Genomic DNA, 25,519 nt, shown 5'->3' on the forward strand with positions numbered 1-25,519 from the left:
ATGCGAACACTCAAGGAGACATCATGAACGCTCTGCGCTTCCGTCGTGCCGCCGTCGCCGTGGCCGCCGCCGCGGCCCTGCCTCTGACCCTGACCGCCTGCGGCGGCGACGACAGCTCCGGATCCGCCTCCGACAAGGCGTCCACGGCGGCTCCGTCGACGGAGAAGTCGATGCCCGCCGACGACGCCGCCACGGCGGACGGCCCGTTCGGCCCTGCCTGCGCGTCGGTGCCGAAGGACGGGGCGGGCAGCTTCGACGGCATGGCCAAGGACCCGGTCGCGACCGCCGCCTCCAACAACCCGGCGCTGTCCACCCTGGTGGCCGCGGTGAAGAAGGCGGGTCTGGTCGACACCCTCAACAACGCCGAGAACATCACGGTGTTCGCCCCGACCAACGACGCCTTCGCCAAGATCCCGAAGGCCGACCTGGACAAGGTCCTCGCCGACAAGGCGATGCTCACCAAGATCCTGACCTATCACGTCGTGGGCCAGAAGCTCACTCCGCAGCAGCTCGATAGCGGTTCCTACGCCACCCTCGAGAAGACCCGGCTCACGACGGCCGGCTCGGGAGAGGCGTACAAGGTGAACGACGCCTCGAACGTGGTCTGCGGCAATGTGCCCACCGCCAACGCCACGGTCTACATCGTGGACACCGTACTGATGCCGAAGTAGCGGCAACTGCCCACGGGGCAGGCGGAAGCGACCGGGGCGGCCTCTGAGGGGTCGCCCCGGCGCGTTGCGGTGGGGCCGGGGGCGCCCGGCGGTGAGCGTGACGACCGGTCGACCGGCATCGTCCACCCGTACGCACGCGGCGGGCACCGGGACTGTCCCGGTGCCCGCCGCGTGTACTGCTGTCCGGCCCCGGCTCAGGCGGGGAGGGTGATCGCGCCGAGCGGCACGGTCGTGGGCTGCGGAGAGCCCCCGGCCGGCTCGACGGTGACCGCCACGGCGGTCGCGTCGCCCACCGGTCCGTCGAGCAGGGTGAGTTGCCTGCCCGACGCGCTCTGCAGCAGTCCGGCCGGACGCGGATTGCCGCTCCCGGCGTACCAGGCTTCGTACACCTTGTCCGCCGGCAGTTCCGGCAGTCCCGCGACGACCAGCGCCGCGGCGTCCTCGCTGCGCGAGACGGCGACCGTGGCGGTGGCCCCGCCGGACAGGGCACGCGTCTGAAGGCGGGCGTCGGGTGCCGCCAGCACATCCGCGACACTCGCCTCCCGTTCCTCGGCCTGGCGCGCCGCGGTCCGTGCGCTGTCCGCCTCCTCGTGCTGCCACACGGCGATGCCGCCGAAGGCCGCCGCGGCCGCCACGCAGGCCGCCATGACGAGGCGGGGGAGCCGCTGGGCGGGCCGTCGCATCCGTTCGCTCGTCAGCAGCTTGAACTCCTGACGGGTGCCCGCCGTGCGCCGCAGCACGCTGTCCCTCATCGCGTCGGGAGGCGTGACGGCGACGGCCAGACCCAGCCGGGCGGCCGTGGCCCGGAGCTCGGCGACCTCCTGCCGGCATGCCTCGCAGGCGGCCAGGTGCGTCTCGAAGGCCGCCCGTTCGTCCTCGGGCAGTGCGTGCAGCACATAGGCGCCGGTGGCCGTGTGCAGGTCGGCCGTGGTCATGCCGTCACCCCCAGGCAGTCGCGCAGGCGGATGAGCCCGTCCCTCAGCCGGGTCTTGACCGTGCCCAGAGGGAGCGAGAGCGCCTCGGCCACCTGCTTGTAGGTCAGCCCCTTGTAGTAGGCGAGGGTGACGGCCTCTCGCTGGATGTCCGTGAGAGTCCGTACGCAGCGGCGTACCTGCTGCCACTCCAGACGCGTCTCGACGTGTTCCGTCACCTCGTCGAAGGGGGTGGTCCGGTCCAGCAGCGCCGCCTTGTACTCGCGGTCGACGCTCGCCTGCACGGCTCGCACCCGGTCCACCGCCCGGCGGTGGGCCAGGGTCATGATCCAGTTCTTCGCGCTGCCGCGTTCGGGCTCGAACCGGGCCGCGGTCCGCCACACCTCGACGAGCACGTCCTGGGTCACCTCCTCGGACTGGGCCGGATTCCGCAGTACCTGGCGCACCATTCCCATGACGGGCGCGCTGACCAGGTCGTACACCCGGGCGAACGCGTCATGATCTCCTTGGGCTGTCCGGATCATCAGCGCGTCGAGATCGCGCTGTGTCGACGGCTGCCCGGTTTCCTGTCCGCGGTCGGCGGATTGCACCTGGATTCCTCACTGACCTGCTCGATGGTGCCGTGGATGGCTCATGGGGCGTTTTCGCGGTCTATGTCATTGCTGGTCATTACTGGTTCGTCACCGGAGCGAAGAGGGATTGGTCCACGGCCCGGCCGGTGCGTCACGGGCCGGTGGGTGCGGGCGGGGTGCGAGCGCGCAGGTCAGCCGATGTGCGACGGCGCGGGACGCCGGCGTCGTAGGAGCGCCGTACGAGAGCCGTACGAGAGCCGTACGAGCGGCGTACGAGAGGCGAGCACCGCGCCGTGTCCGGCCGGGTCGCCGACCGACGGCAGTCACGGACCGAGGAGGGCGGGCCGGTACGGATCCGGGGGGCCGCCGGGCCCTTTTGCCGGGCACCCGGCCGTGAAAACGGAGTCACCCCGCCCGCTCATGAGTCGGCGAGGTTTGAATCGCCATTCTCGGCGCACGCGGTAATCGAACAGTGAATTACTTCGAGGGGCAGGGGATCACACATGGGCATCATCGCCTGGATACTCATCGGTTTGCTCGCCGGCATGATCGCCAAGGCTCTGATGCCTGGCAAGGACCCCGGCGGCATCATCATCACGATGCTCATCGGCATCGCCGGCGGCCTTCTCGGAGGCTGGCTCGGCAAGGTCATCTTCGGCGTCGACTCCATCGACGGCTTCTTCGATCTCTCCACGTGGGTCGCGGCCGTCGTGGGCTCGCTCATCCTGCTCGTCCTCTACCGCCTCATCACGGGCAACCGCCGCTCGCACCGGCACGCCTGACCTCGCACAGCGGACGCGCAAGCGGCCCCCGCCCTTCTCGGGCGGGGGCCGCGCCGTGCGGGGCGCGAGGCCTGCGACACCCCGGCCGGGGCGTCCGTTCTCAGCCCTGGGCCTGGATCTCCGCGTCGGCAACGGCGATGGCGATGCCGAGTGCCGCGGTGAGGTTTCCTGCCGCCGTCATCACACGGGCCGTGCCCACGATGGGTGCGATGGCGACGAGGACGTCCTGCAACTGTTCGGCGGTGATACCGGTCCTGAGAGCCGGGTCGATGTGGGCCGCATAGGAGATCGGCGGGGCATCGGAGGCTGCGAGGGCCGCGATGCGGGTCAGCAGGAGCATGTCCGGGGGCAGTCCGCAGCGTTCGACGGAATCGATGGTCATGGCGGCGAGGGTGTCCAGGACAGGGGTTTCCGATGCAGTGGACATTTCTGTCCCTCCTGAATGTGTGTCCCGTGAATGTGTGTCCCGACGGAGGAAAGCGCGGCGGAAGGAGCGAATGTCCGCTGTCAGAGGTCGGATTCGACGTCGGATCCGGTCCGATGCCGATGTCGATTCGGTGGGCGCGAGCGTCGGGATTCCCTTCAACCCTAGAACTCATCCGCGCCGTGCGCATGGCACGTGATACGCCGCGGCGGGCTCCGGCCGCGGGGGTGCGGCTCCCTGCCCGCGCGGGCCCGGCAGCCGCGTGTCAGGCTGGATTCAGGGCCGCTCCACCGTCGTCGAACGGGAAGGGCAGCGGCACCGGCACGCCGGCAAAGGAGACAGCGCGTGGAAGAGAGGGCATTCATCCAGGCGGTCTCGGAGCGCACGGGCCTGTCGCGGCAGGAGTCGGCCGATCTGACCCGCGCGACGCTGGAGACGCTGGCCCATCGGCTGAGTTCCGGCGAGACCCGGAACCTGATGCCGGAGCTCCCCGAAGGTCTGGCGGAGTCGGTCCGACGCGGTGCCACCCCCCACATCGAGGTTTTCGACTACGCGGAGACCGTGCGGCGTGTGGCCGAGCGCAACGTGCTCAGGACGGACGAGGCCGACAGCGGCGTCCGTGCGGTGCTCGGCACCCTTCGTGAGGCGATCAGCGAGAAGGAGTTCGGGCATCTGATGTCGCAGCTCGGATCCGACTTCTCCCAGCCGATCGCCGACTGACTGTCGCCGACTGACCGTCGTCGACCGATTCTCCTTCGCGTCATCCGCCGAGGGCGCACCCCGCTGACACGCTCAACGGGGAGGAAAAGTCCACCGCGTGGGCTCGAAGGTGTCCTGCGTCGGGAATCCGAACGCCTTCCGCGGATGCATCTCGTAGACCTCGTACGGCGGTCCTCCGGAGGTGGGCGCCCCGTACTCGGCGTCGAGTTCTTCGCCGACGACCTCCGTCGGCCAGGCGAACACCTCCTGCATCGTCCGCGACGCCAACTGCAGCCGCTCGCGGTCCGTCACCCGCCGGATCAGCCCCTCCACCACGACATGCAGGAGTCCGATGTCGGTGGTGATCGTGGCGCGTCCGTCCGCGCGCATGTTCCGGCTCTTGACCGCGTCGTGCTTCGAGGCGACGACGAAGGACGACCCCGTCCACGCCGCGAACACCGGCCGGACGTGCGGCGACCCGTCGCGGCCCACGGTCGCCAGCCAGGACGTGGCGGAACCCTTCCGCAGCTCACCCGACACCATCTCCCAGTCGGCCGGGGGAAGTTCCCCGCCTCCGTCGGGTTGTGTGCCCCTGCCCCGGCGGGGGATCACCTCGGTGATCGGCTCGATCGGTGTCATGGGACGTCCTCCTCGATTCCGTTCTCCTGTGCCTGCTCAGTACTGACCGCGTTTCCCCACCGAAGTCATCGGCCGCCGCTACGGTCAGCGGTCCGGGTCCGCCCGCGACGGACGACCGTCGGCGGTCGGTCGTCGGGGGCCGGCCGCCGGGGTCAGCCGCCGGGAGCCGGCCGTCGGCATCCGGCGGGTGGCCGGTTCGTCGCGGAATGCGGCGGCCGGCGGGCACGGCGGGAGTTAGGATCCGGGCCATGGCCCTGACCAGGAACGCCGTCGACCGGTTCGAGGCCTCCAGGCCGCGCCTGGAGGCCATCGCCTACCGCCTCCTCGGCTCCGCGAGCGAGGCCGAGGACGCCGTGCAGGACACGTTCCTGCGCTGGCAGGCCGCCGACGTGGACCGCATCGAGGTCCCCGAGGCCTGGCTGACGAAGGTCCTCACCAACCTGTGCCTCAACGAGCTCACCTCGGCCCGTGCGCGCCGCGAGACCTATGTGGGGCAGTGGCTCCCCGAGCCGCTGCTCGCCGGGGACCCGATGCTCGGCCCGGCGGACACCGCCGAACAGCGTGAGTCGGTCTCGTACGCGGTCCTCACCCTGCTGGAGCGCCTGACTCCCAACGAGCGTGCGGTGTACGTGCTGCGGACGGCCTTCGACTACCCGCACCGCGAGATCGCCGAGATCCTCGACCTCACCGAGGCCGCCTGCCAGCAGATCTTCCACCGCGCCAAGAAGCACGTGGCGCAGGGCAGGTCCCGTACCGAGATCGACGAGGAAGCGGCCCGGCGGATCGTCGAGGAGTTCCTCGCGGCCGCCACCAGCGGGCAGACGGATCTGCTCGTGAAGATGCTGACCAAGGACGCCGTGTCGGTCGGCGACGGCGGCGGCAAGGTCCCGGCCAAGGCCACTCCGTTCGAGGGCGCTCTCGCGGTCGCGAAGTTCATGCGGGGTCTGTTCAAGCCGAGCAAGGCCAAGCGAAACCTGGTCGGCGGCTCGCCCGGGGTCTACGCCGCGACCGCCAACGGCGTCCCCGCGGTCGTGGCGGTCGTCGACGACCGGGTGGTCGGCATCATGTGCGTGGAGGTCGGCGCCGACGGCATCGCCGCGTTCCGCAACCAGGTCAACCCCGACAAGCTCGACCGCGCGACCCGGCGGTGGGCGGCCGCCGACCACGGGGAACCCCTGTTCACGGCCTTCTGACCCCGATGTGACCTGCTTCACATCCGGTTCCTGTCAGGAATCGGCGGGCTGCCCGGTTCAAGGGGCGAAACCGCGCGAGACAGGAGCCCTGACATGCAGCACCGCATCATCGTCCTCGGAGCCGGGTACAGCGGAGCCATCGCCGCCGGGCGACTCGCCAGGCGGCTGCACCGCGAGGACGTCGCCATCACCCTCGTCAACGCCGAGTCCGACTTCGTGGAGCGGGTCCGCAACCATCAGCTGGCGGTCGGCCAGGACCTCAAGGCCCGGCCGTTCAGCGAGATGTTCGCCGGCACCGGTGTCGAACTGAAGCTCGCGAAGGTCACCGGCGTCGATGTCGACCGCAAGACCGTCGCCGTGGCCGGCGCGAACGGCGACGGCGCGGCCGAGGAGCTGTCGTACGACACCCTGGTCTACGCCCTCGGCAGCGCCTGGAACGACCAGGGCGTCCCCGGCACCGACGAGCACGCCCACCAGATCGCGAGCCGTCCGGGAGCACTCCGGCTGCGCGAGCGCCTGGCCCGGCTGGAGGCAGGCGGGACCGTGGTCGTCGTCGGTGGCGGTCTCACCGGCGTGGAGGCCGCGACCGAGATCGCCGAGGCCCGCCCGGACCTCGACGTCGCCCTCGCCGCCCGCGGCGAACTCGGCGACTGGCTGTCGCCCAAGGGCCGCGCCCACCTGCGGAAGGTCTTCGGCAGGCTCGGCATCACCGTGCACGAGCACGCCGCCGTCACCGGGGTCGAGGCCGACCGTGTCACCACCGCCGACGGCACGGCCGTCCCGGCCGCGGTCACCGTGTGGACCGCGGGCTTCGCGGTCCACCCGATCGCGGCGGCGACCGCCCTGGACGTCACGGAAGCGGGCCAGATCGTGGTCGACGGGACCATGCGCTCGGTCTCGCACCCGGACGTGTACGCGGTCGGCGACGCGGCCATGGCGATGGGCCCCGCGGACAAGCCGCTGCGGATGTCGTGCGCCACGGGCACCCCCATGGCATGGCAGGCCGCCGACGCCATCGCGGCACGCATGACCGGCCGCAAGCTCCCGAAGACGCCGCTCCGCTACTTCAACCAGTGCATCTCGCTGGGCCGCAGGGAAGGCCTGATCCAGTACGTCACCGCCGACGACCGCTCGGTCAACGCGGCCCTGACCGGCCGGCTCGCCGCGGTCTACAAGGAACTGATCTGCAAGGGAGCGGCCTGGGGAGTGGCCAACCCCCTTCTCGGCCTCCCGACCCGGCCCCGCCGGGTACTGCCGCAGCCGACGGGCGCGGGCGCGCCGGTCACGGCTGCCTGACGCACGCTTTCGGTCATGGGCGCCCTCGCACCGGGGGCGCCCACGGCGGTTCCACCGCCCGAACAGGGCCGCGTGACCAAGCCCGGCGCCGCTGATCTCTGCCTGTGCCTGTTCGCATGGTCCTCTGGGAGGCGGCGAAGCTGTGCCGGCCCAGGCAGTTCACGTTTCGGTGCTTGTGTGGCGAGAGCCGGGCCACGTCTTCGTCGCGGATCTCATGGCCCTCGGCACTCAGCTGGGCGACCGCGACGCCGATGCAGCGGATCGTCCGGAGAACGACCGCACGAGCGCGGCACGTTGCGCACCGTCCGATGGTTCGCGGATGTGGGGGCGCGTCAGGTTCCTCGCACCGTGACGCGGCTCTGTTCCGGTGCGGCCGTGATGGTCCGCACGGTGTGGCCGTGCGGCTCAGGCTTCGGTCTGCTCGAAGTACACGGACTTGAACGTCACCTCGGGGCCCAGCTGGGTGCCCTCGGCAAGTGTCGTGGGCGTGCCCTGGCAGTCCTCTTCGGTGTAGACGTTGGCATCGGCGCCCTGCACCGAGTTGTTGGGCGCGAACGCGGTGTCGGACTTGCCCTCGACCTCGGGGATGTTGATGCACTCGCCCGCCCCCGGCTGTTCCAGCAGCGCCGCAGTCGGATTGGCGGAGTCGCCGTACTGGTAGAGGAAGCTTCCGTCGAGCGCGTGGGCCGAGGAGGGGATGGCCACGATGAGGGCGACGGCGCCGATGGCGGCGCCGAGGGTGAGACGAAGACGCATGGGGGACCTCTGGCTGGATGGACGTCGGCCGGCGGCCGACGTTCCGTCCCGGAGCATGTCGTGGAGCGTCGACACCTTCGAGGAGCCGTCCCGGCGCGTGCGGGTGATCTTGGAGCGGGTAGAAGTGGAGCCGATTTCCACCGGGTGGTCCAGCGTGGTGATCGTGCAGTCGCCGGCGGCATCCGGGAATCCGAAACGGCTTGAACGCGCTGCGGGTTCAGCTCCCGTCCTGATCTCAGAAGGAACGAGAGGCCGGTGGCCCCGAACCGTGCGGTTCGGGGCCACCGGCTCTTCTGCCGGATGCTCGGGCCCTCGCCGGTTTCGGCGATCCGCTCGTGGATGCAGCCGAGGATCCGCTCCTGCCGGAAGCGACTGCTGACAGACGCGGGGGTCCGGGACGGCCGGCCGCATGATGCTCGTCACACCATCGCCACCGTGCTCATGCTGCTCGGTGTCCCGGCCCGTGTCATCGACCAGATCATGGGATGGGAACCGGGCGCCTCCGCCGGCATGCGGGCGAGGTACCTGCATGTGCCGGACGCGATGCTCAAGGACATGGCCCGGAAGGTCGCCGAAGCCATCTGGGGACCCCCGGAAACGCCCCCTGTGGACAAGAACCAGGACAACGAGGGCTGGGGACAACGCCGAAGGGCCCCACCTCGCGGTGGGGCCCTTCGACGTATTGCCCGGTGAGAGCAATGGCGGAGGATACGAGATTCGAACTCGTGAGGGGTTGCCCCCAACACGCTTTCCAAGCGTGCGCCCTAGGCCACTAGGCGAATCCTCCGCCGCAAACAATACAAGACGTTGAGGAGTGCTCGCGAACCTGTTCCCGGCAGCCCGGCCCGGGGGATCGAGCACCGGTCGTCATCGGGTAACCTGGGCGCAGCCCCTCACGTGGCGCTATCTGACTGAACTCCCCCAGGGCCGGAAGGCAGCAAGGGTAGGTCGGCTCTGGCGGGTGCGTGAGGGGCGTTTTGCGTTCCGGGGTGCCCGCCTTCCGGTGGGGGCGTCGCACGTGAGTACGTGATCGTCGGCCGTGCGGACGGGAACGATCTCGGCGGCCCCCGGCGGCCACACAGGGGCGGCGACGGTTGTCGGTGCACCCCGATAACCTCGTAGGCGTGTCGTCCCTTGCGCTGTACCGCCGCTACCGCCCCGAGTCGTTCGCCGAGGTCATCGGGCAGGAGCATGTCACTGACCCGCTGCAGCAGGCGCTGCGGAACAACCGGGTCAATCACGCGTACCTGTTCAGCGGTCCGCGCGGTTGCGGCAAGACGACCAGTGCGCGCATCCTCGCGCGCTGTCTCAACTGTGAGCAGGGGCCGACGCCGACCCCCTGCGGTGAGTGCCAGTCCTGCCGCGATCTCGCGAGGAACGGCCCGGGGTCGATCGACGTCATCGAGATCGACGCCGCTTCGCACGGTGGCGTGGACGACGCCCGCGATCTGCGCGAGAAGGCCTTCTTCGGTCCCGCCGGCAGTCGTTACAAGATCTACATCATCGACGAGGCCCACATGGTCACCCCGCAGGGCTTCAACGCTCTGCTGAAGGTGGTCGAGGAGCCCCCGGAGCACCTCAAGTTCATCTTCGCGACCACCGAGCCGGAGAAGGTCATCGGCACGATCCGGTCGCGTACGCACCACTACCCGTTCCGTCTGGTGCCGCCCGGGACGCTGCGCGACTACCTCGGCGAGGTGTGCGGCAAGGAGCAGATCCCCGTCGCGGACGGTGTGCTGCCGCTGGTCGTCCGGGCCGGTGCCGGGTCCGTGCGGGACTCGATGTCCGTGATGGACCAGCTTCTCGCCGGTGCGGCCGAGGACGGCGTGACGTACGCCATGGCCACCGGCCTCCTCGGGTACACCGACGGGTCGTTGCTCGACGCGGTCGTGGAGGCGTTCGCCTCGGGCGACGGGGCCGCGGCCTTCGAGGTCGTGGACCAGGTCATCGAGGGCGGCAACGACCCGCGCCGCTTCGTCGCCGACCTCCTGGAGCGGCTCCGCGACCTGGTGATCCTGGCCGCCGTGCCGGACGCCGCCGAGAAGGGCCTCATCGATGCCCCGGCCGATGTCGTCGAGCGGATGCAGGCGCAGGCTTCCGTCTTCGGGGCGGCCGAGCTGAGCCGGGCGGCCGATCTCGTCAACACCGGGCTGACCGAGATGCGGGGCGCGAACTCGCCCCGGCTTCAACTGGAGCTGATCTGCGCGCGGGTGCTGCTGCCCGCCGCGTACGACGACGAGCGTTCGATGCAGGCCAGGCTGGATCGGCTGGAGCGCGGCGCGACCTTCTCGGCGGCCGGTCCCGGTCCCGCGATGGGCTACATCCCCGGGCCGGAGGCGCAGGCGCACATGCCCGCCCACGCGGCGCCTGCGGGCGGTGGACCGGCCGCGGCCCGTGCGGCGGCCCGCGGGCCCGTGCCGGACGCACCGCCGGCCGCTCAGCCGCCGTCCGCACCGAGCACCGCGCAGCCGGCCGCCGCCCAGTCCGCCCCGGCACCGGAGGAGTACGCCGCGCCCGCGGATCCGCAACCGGCCACCGGCCCCCGCCCCGGCGCCTGGCCCACCGCGGCGGCCCCCGCGTCCGGCTCCGCCCCCGCGTCCCCACCCGCTTCCGGCTCAGCACCCGATGCCGCGCCCGAACCCCCGCGCCGGCCCGGTGGCTGGCCCACCGCCTCCGCCCCGGGCCAGGGCGGCACCCCGCCCGCGGCCTCCCGGCCGGCCCCCGCGGCGCAGGCCCCGGCTCAGGAATCGGCCCCCGGTCCCACACCCGGCATGGCCCAGGGCGCCGGCCAGGTGCGGAACATGTGGCCGGACATCCTGGAGGCCGTGAAGAACCGCCGGCGCTTCACCTGGATCCTGCTCAGCCAGAACGCGCAGGTGGCCGGGTTCGACGGCACCACGCTCCAGCTCGGCTTCATCAACGCCGGCGCTCGCGACAACTTCGCGAGCAGCGGCAGCGAAGAGGTGCTGCGGCAGGCACTCTCCGAGCAGTTCAACGTGCAGTGGAAGGTCGAGGCGATCGTCGACCCCTCGGGGGGCACCGGCGGTCCGGGTGGCTCAGGCGGTGGCTCCGGCGGTCCGGGCCCGGGCGGTCCCGGCGGCGGCGCACCGCCCTCGTCCGGCGGCGGGTACGGCGGCGGCCGGCCCCCGCAGTCCGGGTTCGCCCCCCAGAGCTCCGCCCCGCAGGCGTCCGCACCCGCGCCCGCTCCTGCGCCGCAGCCCGCGCAGGCCCCACGCCCGCCCAGAGCCGCGGCCGCCCCCGAGCCCTCGCACGCCTCCGGGCCCGCACACACCCCGCCGTCCGTCCGTATCGAGGACGACGTGCCCGAGGACGACGACCCCGACCTGGTCGACTCCGCGCTCTCCGGTCACGACCTGATCGTGCGCGAGCTGGGAGCCACGGTCGTGGAGGAATACACGAACGAATAGGGCCCCCTCCTTCGGAGGCCCGTACAGGACGAGCCGCGCACGGCGGTTAGGCTGGCTGCCGTGAAGGTCCTCGTCATCGGCGGCGGCGCCCGCGAACACGCCCTGTGCCGCTCTCTCTCACTCGACCCCGACGTCACCGCTGTGCACTGCGCGCCCGGAAACGCCGGCATCGGCGAGGTCGCCGAGCTGCACCCGGTCGACGCCATGGACGGCGCGGCCGTGGCCCGGCTCGCCGGCGAACTGGCTGCCGGGCTCGTCGTCGTCGGTCCGGAGGCCCCGCTGGTCGCGGGCGTCGCCGACGCCGTGCGCGCGGCCGGCATCCCCTGCTTCGGCCCCTCTCGCGAGGCCGCCGAGCTGGAGGGGTCCAAGGCCTTCGCCAAAGCCGTCATGGCGGCCGCCGCGGTGCCCACGGCCCGCAGCTATGTCTGTACGACGCCCGAGGAGATCGACGAGGCGCTCGACGCCTTCGGTGCCCCGTACGTCGTGAAGGACGACGGCCTCGCTGCCGGCAAGGGCGTCGTGGTCACCCACGACCTCGGTGCGGCTCGCGAGCACGCGCTCGCCTGCGGCCGGGTGGTGATCGAGGAGTTCCTGGACGGTCCCGAGGTATCGCTCTTCGCGATCACTGACGGCCGGACCGTCGTGCCGCTCAGCCCCGCGCAGGACTTCAAGCGTGCCCTCGACGGCGACGAGGGCCCCAACACCGGCGGCATGGGTGCGTACTCGCCGCTGCCGTGGGCGGACCCCAAGCTGGTCGACGAGGTCATGGAGACGGTCCTCCAGCCGACCGTCGACGAACTGCGCCGCCGCGGTACCCCGTTCTCCGGGCTGCTGTACGCGGGCCTGGCGATCACCTCGCGCGGCGTCCGCGTCATCGAGTTCAACGCGCGCTTCGGCGATCCCGAGACCCAGGTGGTCCTCGCCCGGCTGAAGACACCGCTCGGCGGACTGCTGCTGCACGCCGCCGACGGCACCCTCGACCTCCAGCCGCCGCTGCGCTGGCGCGACGAGGCCGCCGTGACGGTGGTCGTCGCCTCGCACAACTACCCGGACACCCCGCGCACCGGCGACCCGATCGAGGGGCTGGACGAGGTCGCGGCGAAGGATGCGCCGCACGCGTACGTCCTGCACGCCGGGACCCGGCGCGACGGTGACGCCGTCGTGAGCGCCGGTGGCCGGGTGCTCTCGGTCACCGCGACCGGAAAGGACCTCCACGAGGCGCGGGAACGCGCCTACGCCGCGGTGGGCCGGATCCGGCTGGACGGTTCGCAGCACCGGACCGACATCGCCCGCAAGGTCGCGGAGGCGTAGACCCGCGGGCGTCGCCGCCGACAGGCCCACGCGCCGCCGCCGAGACCCCCGGGCGCCAGGCCGCCGAACAGGCTCCGTAAGCCCGCCGAGGAGCAACCCCGGCGGGCGGATGCCCCGTGCGGCGACCCCCTGACGCGCCAGGGCCGCCATACGGTGCCCCGCGCACGACAGCAGGTGCGTCCCCACGCAGCGGCGCCCCTCCACGCAAGCCCGCGCAGGAGTGAACCCCCCGCCCCGCGATTCCGTCATCACCTATGCCCATAGCCATTCCATCGAGTGACGGCTGAGCCATCCGGATGACGCCCGCCGAAGGCCCAACTATGGTGCGGCGCAAGCGTTCCGGCACTTGGCCCACCGGCATTGCGATGTCACTGGCGGGTGCCACAGTGGGTGAGTGACCTACACCGTCGCAGGGCAAAGGGGGTGAGAACCGATCGTGTCCGGTACCGGTATCGGTGAGTCGATCGGGGCCCAGGCCGCGCGGTCGCGCGCACTGGCCGTGCTGCGCACCCGCGGCAGGGCCCTGGCCGTCGGCCTGCTGCCCGCGGCTGTCGCCGTCGTGCTCTTCGCGGGCGGTGTGTCCGGCCATATGAGCGGCGAAGCATGGAGCACGGCCCGCTGGGCCGTGGGCATCTTCGCTGCGGTTGTCCTGGTGGTGGCCGCGGTGGTCGCGGCCGTGATCGTCCGGGCGTCCCCGGCGCTCAGCCCCACGGTGGAGCTGTCCGAGCGGGCCGCACCCGATCTGTACCGGCTGGTCAGGGACCTGGCCGACCGTCTCGGCGTGCCCGCGCCCTCCGCGCTGGCCCTCACCCCGGACTGCGACAGCTGGCTCGAGGACCGTACGCACCCGGCGCACGCGATATCCGGAGCGCGCCGTCGGCGTACGACGGAGGCGCCCGTGCTCGTCATCGGCTCGCCCTTCCTGTGGTGGATGCGGGTCGCCGAGCTGCGGGCCCTGCTGGCACCGGTGGTCGCCGGCACCGGCCCCTCCGCGCAGCCCGACATAGCCGCGGCCCGCAGGTTCGTCCGGGGCCTGGACGCGGCGGTCGCGGTCGGGGCGAGCCCCGGCCGGGGTGCGATACGCGCGGCGGCGCTCGGCTTCGTCGGCCGGGTCGCCCGGCTGATGCTGCACAGCTGTCAGACCCACGCGGCCGAGATGGAGCGCGGGGTCGCCGCGGCGGCGTCCGAGCGCGCACAGGCTGTGGACTACGGCCTGCGGATCGTCGCCCAGGAGCAGGTCGGCCTCGCCTACGCGGGCTGGGACCGGCTGCTGACCCGGGTGGCGCTGCCGGCGTGGCGCATGGGCCGCTGGCCGGCCCGACTCGACGCGGGCGTGGTCTCGGCCCTCACCGAACTGTCCCGCCGCGACCGTCTCGCCGAGGGCTTCACGTCCCGGCTGGGCGAGCGCCCCGCCTGCGATCTGCTCGAGGAGCCGGGCGCCATCGACGAGGCCGCCTCCCTGCTGGCCGCCCGCCTCTTCCACGGCGGTCCCGCGAAGAACAGCCCCGGGTGGTCGCCGGTGGACTGGCAGCAGTACCCGGAAGAGGTCGTCGACCGTAAGTGGCGTACCGAGGCGGCCCGGCTGCACCGGGTCCTGGACGAGCTCGGCGTACCGCAGTCGACCGGTCCGGACGGGCCGACGCTGGACCGCGTGATGGAGCATCTGTCCGGGCGCGGAACGGACACCGGCGACCATCTCGCGGCCGGGATCACCGCCCATGTGGCCCGCGAGGAGGAGGCGGCGCTGCCGGTCGCCAAGAGTCCCGGGGACACGCTGGCCGGCTGGGCCGCGGACCCCTTGCCGCTCTTCCCGCTCCAGCCGCCCCGGACGGGGCGTGAGCTGCTCGCCGACCACGTGACCGCGATGGTCTGCTGTGCCGCGGTCGACACCGCGGGCGCCGCCCCCGGCCTCGACTGGCTCGACGGACCGGCGCTGTTGATCCGCGGCGAACGCTGCGGAGACCTCACGACCCGGGTGCTCAGCCTGACCGAGGACGGTGACGCGGCCCCGCTGCGCACCTGGATCCGCACGCTCGGCGTCCGCCCCGAGAAACCGGTCCGCCTCGTCTGACGCGGCTCCCGGCCGGACGAGCGTCCGCTCCTCGGGGGGCCCGCCCCACGCACCGGACACCGCCCGCTCTCGTCAATAGCTCGCTGCCGCAACAATTAGCGACGAAGGGTGACGGTGCGCGTGCGTTATGTGATGTGCTGGGACCGGCGCTGAACGAACTCGGCGCTTCCACAGTTGTCCTGGGGCATCGAGGGAGGGTGCGGCATGGGGGCGGAGCAGATCAGGCGGTGGGAATCGGGCGCTCTCGCCCACGCCGTCTCGGACCCGTTCGGGCAGGGGCCGCTCCCCTGGCTCCGCGGCAGCGAGCACTACTTCGACGACACCGGTCAGGTCGTGCCGTGGTACGCCGACCCGGACCGGGGCAGAAGCGCCCGCGGCCCCCGCACGGCCGACGACGTCCACCGCCAGATCAAGGGCTTCACGTCCACCGGCGCCGCGGCGCCGGGCGAGGCGCTCGACTTCCACATCACGGTCGACCCGCCGCAGCAGTTCTCGGTCGACGTCTATCGCATCGGGCACTACGCGGGCGACGGCGCCGCCAAGATCACCACCAGCCCCCGGCTGTCCGGCATCGTCCAGCCACCGCCGCTCGCCGCTGACCGCACGGTCTCCTGCCACCACTGGTGGCTCTCCTGGCGGTTGCAGATCCCTTCGTACTGGTCGGTCGGCGCCTATGTCGCCGTGCTGACCACCCTCGACGGGTACCGCTCCCACATCCCCTTCACCGTCCGCGACGACCACCCCGCGGACCTGCTGCTGCTCCTGCCGGACGTCACCTGGCAGGCGTACAACCTGTATCCCGAGGACGGCCGTACCGGCGCGAGTCTCTACCACGCGTGGGACGAGGAGGGCCGGCTCCTCGGTGAGCAGGACGCCGCCGTGACGGTCTCGTTCGACCGGCCGTACGCAGGTGCCGGCCTGCCCCTGCACGTCGGTCATGCCTACGACTTCATCCGCTGGGCCGAGCGGTACGGCTACGACCTCGCCTATGCCGACACCCGCGATCTGCATGCCGGCCGCATCGATCCGACCCGTTACCGCGGCCTGGTCTTCCCCGGCCATGACGAGTACTGGTCGGCGCCCATGCGCCGCACGGCCGAGCGCGCCCGCGACCACGGCACCTCGCTCGTCTTCCTCTCCGCCAACACCATGTACTGGCAGGTCGAGCTCGGCCCCTCGCCCTCCGGGGTGCCCGACCGTCTTCTCACCTGCCGCAAGCGCCGCGGCCCCGGCAAACCGGCCCTGTGGCGCGAGGTGGACCGTTCGGAGCAGCAGCTCCTGGGCATCCAGTACGCGGGCCGTGTGCCCGAGCCGCATCCCCTCGTCGTCCGGAACGCGGACCACTGGCTGTGGGAGGCGACCGGCGCGGGCGAGGGCGACGAGCTCGCCGGCCTGGTCGCCGGTGAGGCGGACCGTTACTTCCCGCGCACCGCGCTCCCCGACCACCGGCGCCGCATCCTGCTCGCGCACTCCCCGTACCGGGACGGCGAGGGCGTGGTGCGTCACCAGGAGACCTCCCTGTACCGCGCTCCCTCCGGTGCCCTCGTCTTCGCGTCCGGGACTTTCGCCTGGTCACCGGCGCTGGACCGGCCGGGCCACCGGGACACGCGAGTGCAGCGTGCGACGGCCAATCTGCTGGACCGGATCTGCAAACGGGACTGACCCGCGTCGAGGACCGCCCTCCGGATGCGGGAGAATCGGACCGCTGGGACAGATATACGGGGAGGAACCGTGTCCGGATTCGTCGAAAAGCCCGAACCGCTTCAGGTGCCGGGCCTGGTGCATCTGCACACCGGCAAGGTGCGCGAGCTGTACCGGAACGAGGCGGGCGACCTCGTGATGGTCGCCAGCGACCGTATGTCCGCCTATGACTGGGTGCTGCCCACCGAGATCCCCGACAAGGGCCGGGTGCTCACGCGGCTCTCGCTGTGGTGGTTCGAGCGGCTCTCCGACCTGGTCCCCAACCACGTCCTGAGCACCGACCTGCCCGAGGGCGCCCCCGCCGACTGGGAGGGGCGCACCCTGGTGTGCAAGTCGCTGCGGATGGTCCCGGTCGAGTGCGTCGCCCGCGGCTATCTCACCGGCTCCGGCCTCGCCGAGTACAAGGAGTCCCGTACGGTCTGCGGCCTCGCGCTTCCCGAGGGCCTCACCGACGGCTCGGAGCTCCCGGCCCCGATCTTCACCCCCGCCACCAAGGCGGCCGTGGGCGACCACGACGAGAACGTGAGCTACGAAGAGGTCGCCCGTCAGGTCGGCGCCGAGACCGCGGCCGAGCTGCGGCAGGCGACCCTGGCCGTCTACGGCCGGGCCCGTGACATCGCCCGGGAGCGCGGCATCATCCTCGCGGACACCAAGTTCGAGTTCGGCTTCGACGGCGACGACCTCGTCATCGCGGACGAGGTGCTGACCCCGGACTCCTCGCGGTTCTGGCCGGCGGCCACGTGGGAGCCGGGCCGCGCCCAGCCCTCGTACGACAAGCAGTACGTCCGCGACTGGCTGACCTCGCCCGCCTCGGGCTGGGACCGCCGGAGCGAGCAGCCGCCGCCGGCGCTCCCGCAGGAGGTCGTGGAGGCGACGCGCGCCAAGTACCTGGAAGCCTACGAGCTGCTGACCGGCACCAGCTGGTCGTAGCGCCCGGCGGGCCCGGAGCGACGCGGGCCGCGGAGACACGCGGCCCGCGGAGACACCGGCGCACGAAGACACCGGCCCACGAAGACACGAAGAAGGCCCCGGTCCTGAGGACCGGGGCCTTCTTTCCGAGCGGACGACCAGGTTCGAACTGGCGACCTCAACCTTGGCAAGGTTGCGCTCTACCAACTGAGCTACGTCCGCATGCGCCGTGGCGCGGAGACCACTATACCCAACCTCGCTCGCGTGCGAGACGGACTGCCGTATGCCGGTTCTCCGCACCCAGCTTTGAGGCCGCCGACGACAGGTAGTTCCGCACGGTCCCCTGTGACAGCGAGGCCCGTTCCGCGATCTCCGCGACCGGTGCGCCGTCCGCCGCCAGCGTCAGTACCTCCGCCTCGCGGGCGGTCAGCGGCGAGTCCCCGGCGGAGATCGCGTCGGCCGCCAACTCCGGGTCCACGTAACGGTTTCCGGCGTGCACGGTACGGATGATCTCGGCGAGCCGCCGGGCACTGAGCGTCTTCGGGACAAAGCCCCGCACACCCGCTGTCAGCGCCCTTTTCAGATGTCCCGGCAGGCCGTGGCTGGTGACGATCATCGTCCGGCACATGGGCAGTTCGGCCCGCAGTGATGTGGCCACACTCACACCGTCGGCGCCCGGCATCTGGAGATCGAGGACCGCGACGTCGGGCCGGTGCGCCAGCGCCATGGCCAGCGCCTCCGAGCCCGAGGCGGCCTCGGCGACGACCACGAGGTCCTCCTCCAGCGCGAGGAGCGCGGCGAGCGCCCCGCGGATCAGATGCTCGTCGTCGGCGAGCAGTACGCGTACGGTCACACCGCCTCCCTCATGTCAGCTCGTGCCAGCGGTACCCGGGCCGTCAGCCGGAACCGTCCACCGTCCACCGGGCCCGCCTCCAGGGCGCCGTCCACCGCGGACAGCCGCTCCCGCAGACCGGTCAGACCCGAGCCGGGCGCGGCCACCGCGGCACCCGCTCCGTCGTTCTCGACGACGAGGACCACGCCGTCGTCCGCCGTGTCCACCGCGATCGTGCAGCGCCGCGCGTCCCCGTGCCGCAGCACGTTGGTGGTGGCCTCCCGGACCACCCAGCCGAGCGCGGACTGCACATCGCCGGGCAGGACCGTGTCCCCGGCGGTCACGGTGCAGGCGATGCCGGCGGCCGCCAACACGCCCCGCGCCCCCTCCAGTTCGACGCGCAGATCCGCCTCGCGATAGCCGCGCACCACGTCCCGCACCTCCCGCTGCGACTCCTGCGCGATGCGCTGGACCTCGGTCATCTGGTCGACCGCCTCGGGCCGCTCGCGCCGGGCCAGCTGGACCGCCAGTTCGCTCTTCAGCGCGATGACGGCGAGATTGCGGCCCAGGACGTCGTGCAGATCGCGGCCGAAGCGCAGCCGCTCCTCGGCGACCGCGAGCCGTGCCTGGACGTCCCGCGCCTCCCGCAGCTCCCACATCACCGCCAGTACCCACATCGACGCCCGCGAGGTGAAGGCCATCCACCCGGTGCTGAAGGCGAGGGCAGGCAGGACGATGAGCATCTCCTGAACCGGGCTGCCGGTCGCCGCGAGCAGTCCGGCCACGGCGAGGAGCACGCCGAGCTGGACCACGACCGAGACCCGGTTGGGCACGAGCAGCGTGTGGACGGTCAGAAAGGGGACGACCGCCGCCGCCAGCATGGTGGGCAGCAGCCCTTCGAGATCGACGGTGGCCGCCAGCACGGCCACCCCGCCGGCCGTGGCGGCCGTCGCGGCGGCGGCCTGGCCCAGCAGCCGCGGGGGCAGCTGCCCCCTGCCCAGGTACACGTCCATCGCGTGCCGGAGGAGACGGCCGCACAGCACGCCCGTCACGACGCAGCAGAGCAGCGTGGCCAGCAGGACAGGCGTCTGTCCGCCATTGCGCACCGGCCTGGTCATCAGCAGCAGCGCCAGCCCGACGGGCCCGAACCAGATGATCAGATGCACGGTGCCGCGGGTGTAGAGGTCCACCTTGGCCAGACCGCTGCGTTTGCTCCATGCCTTCACCGGCACACGTACTCCCGAGGTCAGCGACGGGGTTCCCAGCGGAACCACCGTTGCACAGCGAACACCGAGACCACGACCCAGGCCAGTGCGGTCACGGCGGCACCCAGCAGTTCCCCGGAGCCGGTGTCGCCGAGCCAGCCGGCCCGTACGAGCGTCATCGCTCCGGTGAGTGGCAGCAGTTCACAGACCGAGGCGATCTTGTCCGGCAGGACGTCCAGCGGAAAAAGCAGGCCGGAGCCCGGCAGGGAGATCAGGAACATCGGCATCGTGGTGATCTGCGAGCTCTCCACGGTGCGGGTGAACGCGGAGGTGGCGGCGGCGAGGGCGGCCATCAGCAGGGTCCCCAGCAGGATGCCGACGACGAGCAGGTCGGGCCGCCGGGGTGCGCCGAGATCCAGCAGGGCCATGCCGGCGATCACGATCAGCAGACACTGCGCGAGCGCGAGCCCGACGGCGGGCAGCGCGGTCCCGGTGAGGATCTCGTGGTCCGGCACCTCTCCCGTGCGCAGCCGCTTGAGCACCAGTTCCTCGCGCCGGGCCACATAGGCCGAGACGAGGTTGAGATGGACGACGAGGATCAGCACCATCCCGATCGCGCCGGTCATCGTCGCTTCGCCGATGCTCATCCCGGTCGGGCCGAGGTCCATGCCGTCCAGCGTCGACGCCATCAGCATGATCATCGCCGGGGGCATCAGCAGGGCCACGAAGAGGGTGGTCCGGTTGCGTACGAGGAGGGTCAGCTCCGCGCGCCCGAGCGCGTTAAGCCTGCGTGTGGTGGCGTTCATGTCACACCCCTGCCGTTTCGGTCTGCGCGATGTCGAGGAAGGCGTCTTCGAGGGAGGCGGAGCGGGCGTCGAGCGCTTCGAGGCGTACGTCCGACTCCCGTGCCCAGCGCAGCAGTTCGCCGAGGTCGTCCTGGAGTTCGTGCGTACGGATCTCGACGCGGCGGCCCAGGGCGCCGGCCTGGAGCGACAGCGGCAGCCGCCCGGCCGGGAAGCCCTCGGGAAGCAGGAAGCGGATCCTGGCGGGCCGGGACGCCGTCACCTCGGCGGGGGTGCCGCCGGTCACGATCCGCCCCCGGTGCATGATCGCCAGCCGGTCGGCCAGCGACTCGGCCTCCTCCAGATAGTGCGTGGTCAGCAGCACGGTGGTGCCGCCCTCCCGCAGGGCGCGCACCAAGTCCCAGGTGTCGCGGCGCCCTTCGGCGTCGAGGCCGGTCGTCGGCTCGTCGAGGAAGAGCACCTCGGGCCGTCCGAGCAGCGCCAGTGCCAGATCCAGGCGCCGCCGCTCACCGCCGGAGAGCTGCTTGACGCGGACGCCGGCCCGCATTCCGAGCCCGACGAGTTCCAGGGCTTCCGGGACGGGCCGTGCTCCGGTGGTGCAACCGGCCCACATGCGGGCGGTCTCGGCGACCGTGAGGTCGGAGGGGAAGCCGCCCTCCTGGAGCATGACCCCGATCCGGGGCCGGACGGCGGTGCGGTCGCGGTACGGGTCGTGGCCGAGGACCTGCACGGTCCCGCCGGTCGGCCGGGCGAGTCCTTCGAGCAGTTCGACGGTGGAGGTCTTGCCCGCGCCGTTCGTCCCGAGCAGCGCGAAGATCTCGCCGCGGGAGACGGAGAAGGAGATCCCGCTCACGGCCTCGAAGCCCTCGGTGTAGGAGCGCCGGACCTGCTCGGCCCTGATCACGTGGTCGTCTGAGGTCATGTCTCAAGGCTTCCGCCCGGACGGACCCACGAGCAGTGCGCCCTGTCATCGGCCCCGATGACAAATGTCATGGGCGCGGCAGGCGGTCCGGAACCGGCGGGCGTGTACGGGAAGACGACGAAGGCCCTGGTCGATGACCAGGGCCTTCATTCCGGAGCGGACGACCAGGTTCGAACTGGCGACCTCAACCTTGGCAAGGTTGCGCTCTACCAACTGAGCTACGTCCGCATTGCTCCCGCTCAGCTCTCACTGGGCGGTGCCGCATCACCTTACCCGATCCTCGCGAGAGGATGGTAAAGCGATGAGAGCGGGTGACAGGAATTGCACACTGCGCCTTCCCCCTGGAAGGGGGATGTTCTACTACTGAACTACACCCGCACGCTGCGTGAGGTGGGGCCTTGCGGCCTCGCCCCTCGGCGTGCTCCAGACTCTAGCCGAACAGCAGGGGTGCTGTGCAACTCGGATCGGCGCGCGGTCCGGCGCGCGGCGCTCAACTCGCTTCGCGGAACGCCTCGTAGACCGCCTTCGGGATGCGTCCGCGTGCGGGCACGTCCATCTTGTTGGACTGCGCCCAGGCCCGTACGGCGGCCGGGGCCGGCTCGAGCGAGGTGTGCGTGTAGGCGGTGCGGGCCCTGCCGCGTCTGCCGGCATCTCTCTGCTTCCGGCCGGCCGCGACGTACGGGGCCAGCGCCTTGCGCAGTTTCTTTGCATTGGCGGGATTGAGGTCGATCTCGTACGACTTCCCGTCCAGGGCGAACGTGACCGTTTCCGCCGCTTCTCCGCCGTCGATGTCATCGAAGAGCGCGACCACTACTCGCTGAGCCACGGATATCGGTCCTTTCCCTGCGGTGTCACCCGTTCTGACATGCGGTGCCACCGACTTTCCGGCTGCCGAGGGGCAAAGCTGCTTTCCTCTGTATTCCTTTGTACAGCGGCCGACGACACATTGTGAAGCCCACTCAATTACATGCGCGTGTCTGGAGCAATGGCGGGCGGGATATTTTTCCTGGATTTTCTCCGTGCGTTACCCAGGATGTTCTCCGGATATCTACGCGAGTAGATTTTCGGGCCGGGTACGCTGAGGGAACCGCCCTCGCAACACACCACCGGGAGTGCCCGTGGCACGCGTCGTAGTCGACGTCATGCTCAAGTCCGAGATCCTCGACCCCCAGGGACAGGCAGTTCAGCGCGCACTGCCCCGTCTCGGATTCGACGGCATCGCGGACGTACGTCAGGGAAAGCGTTTCGAGCTGGAGGTGGACGGGCCGGTCGACGACGCCGCCCTCGCCCGCATCCACGAGATGGCCGAAACGTTCCTCGCCAACACCGTCATCGAGGACTTCGTCGTAAAGGTGGAGTCGTGACAGCTCGCATCGGAGTCGTCACTTTCCCCGGAACGCTCGACGACCGGGACAGCCTGCGCGCCGTGCGTCTCGCCGGCGCCGAGCCCGTCACCCTCTGGCACCGCGACAAGGACCTCAAGCAGGTCGACGCCGTGGTCCTCGCCGGAGGTTTCTCCTACGGGGACTATCTGCGCGCGGGAGCCATCTCCCGCTTCTCGCCGGTGATGGAGACGCTCATCGAGCAGGCCAGGGCGGGACTGCCGGTCCTCGGTATCTGCAACGGCTTCCAGATCCTCACCGAGTCGCATCTGCTGCCGGGCGCGATGCTGCGCAACAACCACCTCCACTTCATCTGCCGCGACCAGAAGCTCCGGGTGGAGAACGCGACGACCGCGTGGACCGCCGACTACGAGGCGGGCCAGGAGATCTCCGTACCGCTGAAGAACATCGACGGCCGCTACGTCGCCGCCGAGCGGGTCCTCGACGAGCTCGAGGCCGAGGGCCGGGTGGCCTTCCGCTACCTCGACGGCAATCCGAACGGCTCGCTCCGTGACATCGCCGGCATCACCAATGCCGAGGGCAATGTCGTCGGTCTGATGCCGCACCCCGAGCACGCTGTCGAGCCGCTGGTCGGCACCGGCCGCACCGACGGCCTCGCGTTCTTCACCTCGATCATCAAGAAGCTGGTCACCGCATGACCCTCGACACCGTCAAGCACGCCACCGAGACGCCGGACGTCGACCAGCCCTGGGCCGAACTGGGCCTGAAGCAGGACGAGTACGCGCGGATCAACGAGATCCTCGGCCGCCGTCCCACCGGCGCCGAGCTCGCCATGTACTCCGTCATGTGGTCGGAGCATTGCTCGTACAAGTCCAGCAAGGTCCATCTCAAGCAGTTCGGTGAGAAGGTCCCCGAGAACGACGCCATGCTCGTCGGTATCGGCGAGAACGCCGGCGTCGTCGATGTCGGCCAGGGCTACGCGGTCACCTTCAAGGTCGAGTCGCACAACCACCCCAGCTACATCGAGCCCTACCAGGGCGCGGCCACCGGCGTCGGCGGCATCGTCCGCGACATCCTCGCGATGGGCGCCCGCCCCGTGGCCGTCGTCGACCCGCTGCGCTTCGGCGCCGCCGACCACCCCGACACCAAGCGGGTGCTGCCCGGTGTCGTCGCGGGCATCGGCGGCTACGGAAACTGTCTGGGCCTGCCGAACATCGGCGGCGAGGTCGTCTTCGACGCCTGCTACCAGGGCAACCCGCTGGTCAACGCCGGCTGCATCGGTGTGATGAAGCACGAGGACATCCACCTCGCGCAGGCCTCGGGCCCCGGCAACAAGGTCATCCTGTACGGCGCCCGGACCGGCGGCGACGGCATCGGCGGTGTCTCGGTCCTCGCGTCCGAGACCTTCGACGCGACCGGCCCGGCCAAGCGCCCCGCCGTCCAGGTCGGCGACCCCTTCCAGGAGAAGCTCCTCATCGAGTGCACCCTGGAGATCTTCCGCGAGCACCTCGTCGCCGGCATCCAGGACCTCGGCGGCGCCGGGCTGTCCTGCGCCACCAGCGAGCTGGCGAGCGCCGGCTCGGGCGGCATGCGGGTCGAGCTGGACACCGTGCCGCTGCGCGACTCCTCGCTCTCGCCCGAGGAGATCCTCATGAGCGAGTCGCAGGAGCGCATGTGCGCGGTGGTCGAGCCCGACAAGGTCGACCGCTTCCTGGAGATCTGCGAGAAGTGGGACGTCATCGCCACCGTCATCGGTGAGGTGACCGAGGGCGAGCGGCTGGAGATCTTCTGGCACGGCGAGCAGATCGTGGACGTGCCCCCGCGGTCCGTGGCGCACGACGGCCCGGTCTACCACCGGCCGTTCGCCCGCCCCGAGTGGCAGGACGCCCTCCAGGCCGACGACGCGGGCAAGCTGCCGCGGCCGTCGACCTCGCAGGAGCTGCGCGAGCAGGTCCTGAAGCTGGTCGCCTCGCCGAACCAGGCCTCGAAGGCCTGGATCACCGACCAGTACGACCGCTTCGTGCAGGGCAACACCGTCCTGGCGCAGCCCGAGGACGCGGGCATGGTCCGGATCGACGAGGATTCGAACCTGGGCGTGGCCATGGCGACCGACGGCAACGGCCGGTACGCCAAGCTCGACCCGTACACGGGCGCGCAGCTCGCGCTGGCGGAGGCGTACCGCAATGTCGCCGCCTCCGGTGCCAAGCCGCTCGCCATCTCCGACTGCCTGAACTTCGGTTCGCCCGAGGACCCGGCCGTCATGTGGCAGTTCGCCGAGGCCACCCGTGGTCTCGCGGACGGCTGCCTGCAGCTCGGCACCCCGGTCACCGGCGGCAATGTGTCGCTCTACAACCAGACCGGTGAGACGGCGATCCACCCGACGCCGGTCGTGGCGGTGCTCGGTGTGATCGACGACGTCACGCGCCGTACGCCCATCGCGTTCGCGGAGGAGGGGCAGCTGCTGTACCTCCTCGGGGACACGAAGGAGGAGTTCGGCGGCTCTGCCTGGTCGCAGGTCGTCCACGACCACCTCGGCGGTATGCCGCCGGCCGTGGACCTCGACCGGGAGAAGCTGCTCGGCGAGATCCTGATCTCGGCCTCCCGCGACGGCATGATCGACGCGGCGCACGACCTGTCCGACGGCGGTCTGATCCAGGCGGTCGTCGAGTCCTGCCTGCGCGGCCGGACGGGTGCGCGGCTGGTCGTTCCCGACGGTCTGGACGCCTTCACCTTCCTGTTCAGCGAGTCGGCGGGGCGCGCGGTCGTCTCGGTGCCGCGCAGCGAGGAACTGCGTTTCACCGACATGTGCGGTGCGCGAGGTCTGCCGGTGACCCGTATCGGTGTCGTGGACGGGGACGAGATCGAGGTCCAGGGCGAGTTCGGCATCGCGCTGAGCGAGCTGCGCACGGCGCACGAGGAGACGATCCCGGGTCTGCTGGTCTGACCGCAGCATCCGCTGAGCCCCTGCCCCCCTTCCGGGGGCGGGGGCTCCGTCGTGTCCGGACACCTGTCCGACCGTTGCGCGAGATT

Annotated in this window: 23 protein-coding genes, 4 tRNA genes, 1 other RNA gene and 2 pseudogenes; 15 read left to right on the plus strand and 15 right to left on the minus strand. The window is 71.2% G+C overall.

What is annotated here, in order from left to right:
* The first annotated feature begins 23 nt into the window (after window positions 1–23).
* Window positions 24–671, plus strand: coding sequence for a fasciclin domain-containing protein (locus tag RPQ07_RS19460; protein WP_313945443.1), 648 nt, complete (start codon window positions 24–26; stop codon window positions 669–671).
* A 194-nt stretch (window positions 672–865) separates the two neighbouring features.
* Here the strand turns inward: RPQ07_RS19460 and RPQ07_RS19465 are convergent, their stop codons facing one another.
* Both RPQ07_RS19465 and sigK read right to left on the minus strand, forming a co-directional pair.
* Entirely contained in the window at window positions 866–1,606 is a 741-nt protein-coding gene (locus tag RPQ07_RS19465) for an anti-sigma factor (RefSeq protein ID WP_313945444.1), read from the minus strand.
* Window positions 1,603–2,127 (minus strand): ECF RNA polymerase sigma factor SigK, encoded by a 525-nt coding sequence (sigK, locus tag RPQ07_RS19470; protein ID WP_313948949.1) that lies wholly within the window; start codon window positions 2,125–2,127, stop codon window positions 1,603–1,605. The genes RPQ07_RS19465 and sigK overlap by 4 nt, the downstream gene beginning before the upstream one ends.
* Window positions 2,128–2,678: 551 nt before the next feature.
* Here sigK and RPQ07_RS19475 point away from each other — a divergent pair.
* Window positions 2,679–2,957, plus strand: coding sequence for a GlsB/YeaQ/YmgE family stress response membrane protein (locus tag RPQ07_RS19475; RefSeq protein ID WP_313945445.1), 279 nt, complete (start codon window positions 2,679–2,681; stop codon window positions 2,955–2,957).
* A 100-nt stretch (window positions 2,958–3,057) separates the two neighbouring features.
* Here the strand turns inward: RPQ07_RS19475 and RPQ07_RS19480 are convergent, their stop codons facing one another.
* On the minus strand, window positions 3,058–3,384 hold the full coding sequence (locus RPQ07_RS19480) for a carboxymuconolactone decarboxylase family protein (protein ID WP_313945446.1): 327 nt from the start codon (window positions 3,382–3,384) through the stop codon (window positions 3,058–3,060).
* Window positions 3,385–3,726: 342 nt separating this feature from the next.
* Here RPQ07_RS19480 and RPQ07_RS19485 point away from each other — a divergent pair, with 342 nt between their 5' ends.
* A complete protein-coding gene (locus RPQ07_RS19485) occupies window positions 3,727–4,101 on the plus strand; it encodes a DUF2267 domain-containing protein (RefSeq protein WP_313945447.1) in 375 nt (124 codons plus the stop codon).
* Window positions 4,102–4,173: 72 nt separating this feature from the next.
* Here RPQ07_RS19485 and RPQ07_RS19490 read toward each other — a convergent pair whose 3' ends face one another.
* Window positions 4,174–4,719 carry a pyridoxamine 5'-phosphate oxidase family protein gene (locus RPQ07_RS19490; RefSeq protein WP_313945448.1) on the minus strand — a complete coding sequence of 182 codons (546 nt, stop codon included), beginning with the start codon at window positions 4,717–4,719 and terminating at the stop codon, window positions 4,174–4,176.
* A 248-nt stretch (window positions 4,720–4,967) separates the two neighbouring features.
* Here RPQ07_RS19490 and RPQ07_RS19495 point away from each other — a divergent pair, with 248 nt between their 5' ends.
* Entirely contained in the window at window positions 4,968–5,912 is a 945-nt protein-coding gene (locus RPQ07_RS19495) for an RNA polymerase sigma-70 factor (protein ID WP_313945449.1), read from the plus strand.
* 93 nt (window positions 5,913–6,005) lie between these two features.
* Window positions 6,006–7,208: an NAD(P)/FAD-dependent oxidoreductase gene (locus tag RPQ07_RS19500; RefSeq protein WP_313945450.1), complete on the plus strand. Its 1,203-nt coding sequence runs from the start codon at window positions 6,006–6,008 to the stop codon at window positions 7,206–7,208.
* Between the two features lie 127 nt (window positions 7,209–7,335).
* On the opposite strand, the pseudogene RPQ07_RS37790 reads toward RPQ07_RS19500, so the two are convergent.
* A pseudogene (locus RPQ07_RS37790) lies at window positions 7,336–7,488 on the minus strand (Tn3 family transposase); the annotation flags it as partial.
* Between the two features lie 125 nt (window positions 7,489–7,613).
* Complete coding sequence (locus RPQ07_RS19505; RefSeq protein WP_313945451.1) at window positions 7,614–7,964, minus strand: hypothetical protein; 351 nt, start codon at window positions 7,962–7,964, stop codon at window positions 7,614–7,616.
* 366 nt (window positions 7,965–8,330) lie between these two features.
* Between RPQ07_RS19505 and RPQ07_RS19510 the strand changes: the two are divergent.
* A pseudogene (locus tag RPQ07_RS19510) lies at window positions 8,331–8,594 on the plus strand (tyrosine-type recombinase/integrase); the annotation flags it as partial.
* A gap of 69 nt (window positions 8,595–8,663) precedes the next feature.
* Here the strand turns inward: RPQ07_RS19510 and RPQ07_RS19515 are convergent.
* Window positions 8,664–8,751: transfer RNA gene (locus RPQ07_RS19515), tRNA-Ser, on the minus strand.
* Window positions 8,752–8,849: 98 nt separating this feature from the next.
* Between RPQ07_RS19515 and ffs the strand changes: the two genes are divergently transcribed.
* The 6 genes from ffs (at window position 8,850) to RPQ07_RS19545 (ending at window position 17,405) form a co-directional block, all read left to right on the plus strand.
* Window positions 8,850–8,944, plus strand: an RNA gene (gene ffs / locus RPQ07_RS19520) — signal recognition particle sRNA small type.
* Between the two features lie 144 nt (window positions 8,945–9,088).
* A complete protein-coding gene (locus RPQ07_RS19525; protein WP_313945452.1) occupies window positions 9,089–11,392 on the plus strand; it encodes a DNA polymerase III subunit gamma and tau in 2,304 nt (767 codons plus the stop codon).
* A gap of 60 nt (window positions 11,393–11,452) precedes the next feature.
* The gene (purD, locus tag RPQ07_RS19530) at window positions 11,453–12,703 is read left to right on the plus strand and encodes a phosphoribosylamine--glycine ligase (RefSeq protein ID WP_313945453.1); all 1,251 of its coding nucleotides are present in this window, start codon (window positions 11,453–11,455) and stop codon (window positions 12,701–12,703) included.
* A gap of 436 nt (window positions 12,704–13,139) precedes the next feature.
* Entirely contained in the window at window positions 13,140–14,774 is a 1,635-nt protein-coding gene (locus RPQ07_RS19535; RefSeq protein WP_313945454.1) for a hypothetical protein, read from the plus strand.
* 204 nt (window positions 14,775–14,978) lie between these two features.
* Window positions 14,979–16,436, plus strand: a complete 1,458-nt coding sequence (locus tag RPQ07_RS19540) for a N,N-dimethylformamidase beta subunit family domain-containing protein (protein WP_313945455.1) — start codon at window positions 14,979–14,981, stop codon at window positions 16,434–16,436.
* A 69-nt stretch (window positions 16,437–16,505) separates the two neighbouring features.
* The gene (locus tag RPQ07_RS19545) at window positions 16,506–17,405 is read left to right on the plus strand and encodes a phosphoribosylaminoimidazolesuccinocarboxamide synthase (RefSeq protein WP_313945456.1); all 900 of its coding nucleotides are present in this window, start codon (window positions 16,506–16,508) and stop codon (window positions 17,403–17,405) included.
* A 128-nt stretch (window positions 17,406–17,533) separates the two neighbouring features.
* Here the strand turns inward: RPQ07_RS19545 and RPQ07_RS19550 are convergent.
* From RPQ07_RS19550 to RPQ07_RS19585, 8 genes are all read right to left on the minus strand, one after another.
* Window positions 17,534–17,606: transfer RNA gene (locus RPQ07_RS19550), tRNA-Gly, on the minus strand.
* A 22-nt stretch (window positions 17,607–17,628) separates the two neighbouring features.
* Window positions 17,629–18,237 (minus strand): response regulator transcription factor, encoded by a 609-nt coding sequence (locus tag RPQ07_RS19555; RefSeq protein WP_313945457.1) that lies wholly within the window; start codon window positions 18,235–18,237, stop codon window positions 17,629–17,631.
* The gene (locus RPQ07_RS19560; protein ID WP_313948950.1) at window positions 18,234–19,442 is read right to left on the minus strand and encodes a sensor histidine kinase; all 1,209 of its coding nucleotides are present in this window, start codon (window positions 19,440–19,442) and stop codon (window positions 18,234–18,236) included. The genes RPQ07_RS19555 and RPQ07_RS19560 overlap by 4 nt, the downstream gene beginning before the upstream one ends.
* 20 nt (window positions 19,443–19,462) lie before the next feature.
* Window positions 19,463–20,227: an ABC transporter permease gene (locus RPQ07_RS19565; RefSeq protein ID WP_313945458.1), complete on the minus strand. Its 765-nt coding sequence runs from the start codon at window positions 20,225–20,227 to the stop codon at window positions 19,463–19,465.
* A gap of 1 nt (window position 20,228) precedes the next feature.
* A complete protein-coding gene (locus RPQ07_RS19570; protein ID WP_313945459.1) occupies window positions 20,229–21,146 on the minus strand; it encodes an ABC transporter ATP-binding protein in 918 nt (305 codons plus the stop codon).
* Window positions 21,147–21,301: 155 nt separating this feature from the next.
* Window positions 21,302–21,374, minus strand: a tRNA-Gly gene (locus tag RPQ07_RS19575).
* A 78-nt stretch (window positions 21,375–21,452) separates the two neighbouring features.
* Window positions 21,453–21,524, minus strand: a tRNA-Gly gene (locus tag RPQ07_RS19580).
* 112 nt (window positions 21,525–21,636) lie between these two features.
* Entirely contained in the window at window positions 21,637–21,972 is a 336-nt protein-coding gene (locus RPQ07_RS19585) for an Lsr2 family protein (protein ID WP_313945460.1), read from the minus strand.
* Between the two features lie 292 nt (window positions 21,973–22,264).
* On the opposite strand from RPQ07_RS19585, the gene purS reads away from it, so the two are divergent.
* From purS to purL, 3 genes are read left to right on the plus strand one after another with little or no spacing between them, the layout of a single operon-like run.
* On the plus strand, window positions 22,265–22,510 hold the full coding sequence (purS, locus tag RPQ07_RS19590) for a phosphoribosylformylglycinamidine synthase subunit PurS (RefSeq protein ID WP_313945461.1): 246 nt from the start codon (window positions 22,265–22,267) through the stop codon (window positions 22,508–22,510).
* The gene (gene purQ / locus RPQ07_RS19595) at window positions 22,507–23,187 is read left to right on the plus strand and encodes a phosphoribosylformylglycinamidine synthase subunit PurQ (RefSeq protein ID WP_313945462.1); all 681 of its coding nucleotides are present in this window, start codon (window positions 22,507–22,509) and stop codon (window positions 23,185–23,187) included. The genes purS and purQ overlap by 4 nt, the downstream gene beginning before the upstream one ends.
* Complete coding sequence (purL, locus tag RPQ07_RS19600) at window positions 23,184–25,433, plus strand: phosphoribosylformylglycinamidine synthase subunit PurL (protein ID WP_313945463.1); 2,250 nt, start codon at window positions 23,184–23,186, stop codon at window positions 25,431–25,433. The genes purQ and purL overlap by 4 nt, the downstream gene beginning before the upstream one ends.
* The last annotated feature ends 86 nt before the right edge of the window (window positions 25,434–25,519 follow it).

This window comes from Streptomyces sp. AM8-1-1 (assembly GCF_032229325.1).
Taxonomy (GTDB): domain Bacteria; phylum Actinomycetota; class Actinomycetes; order Streptomycetales; family Streptomycetaceae; genus Streptomyces; species Streptomyces achmelvichensis.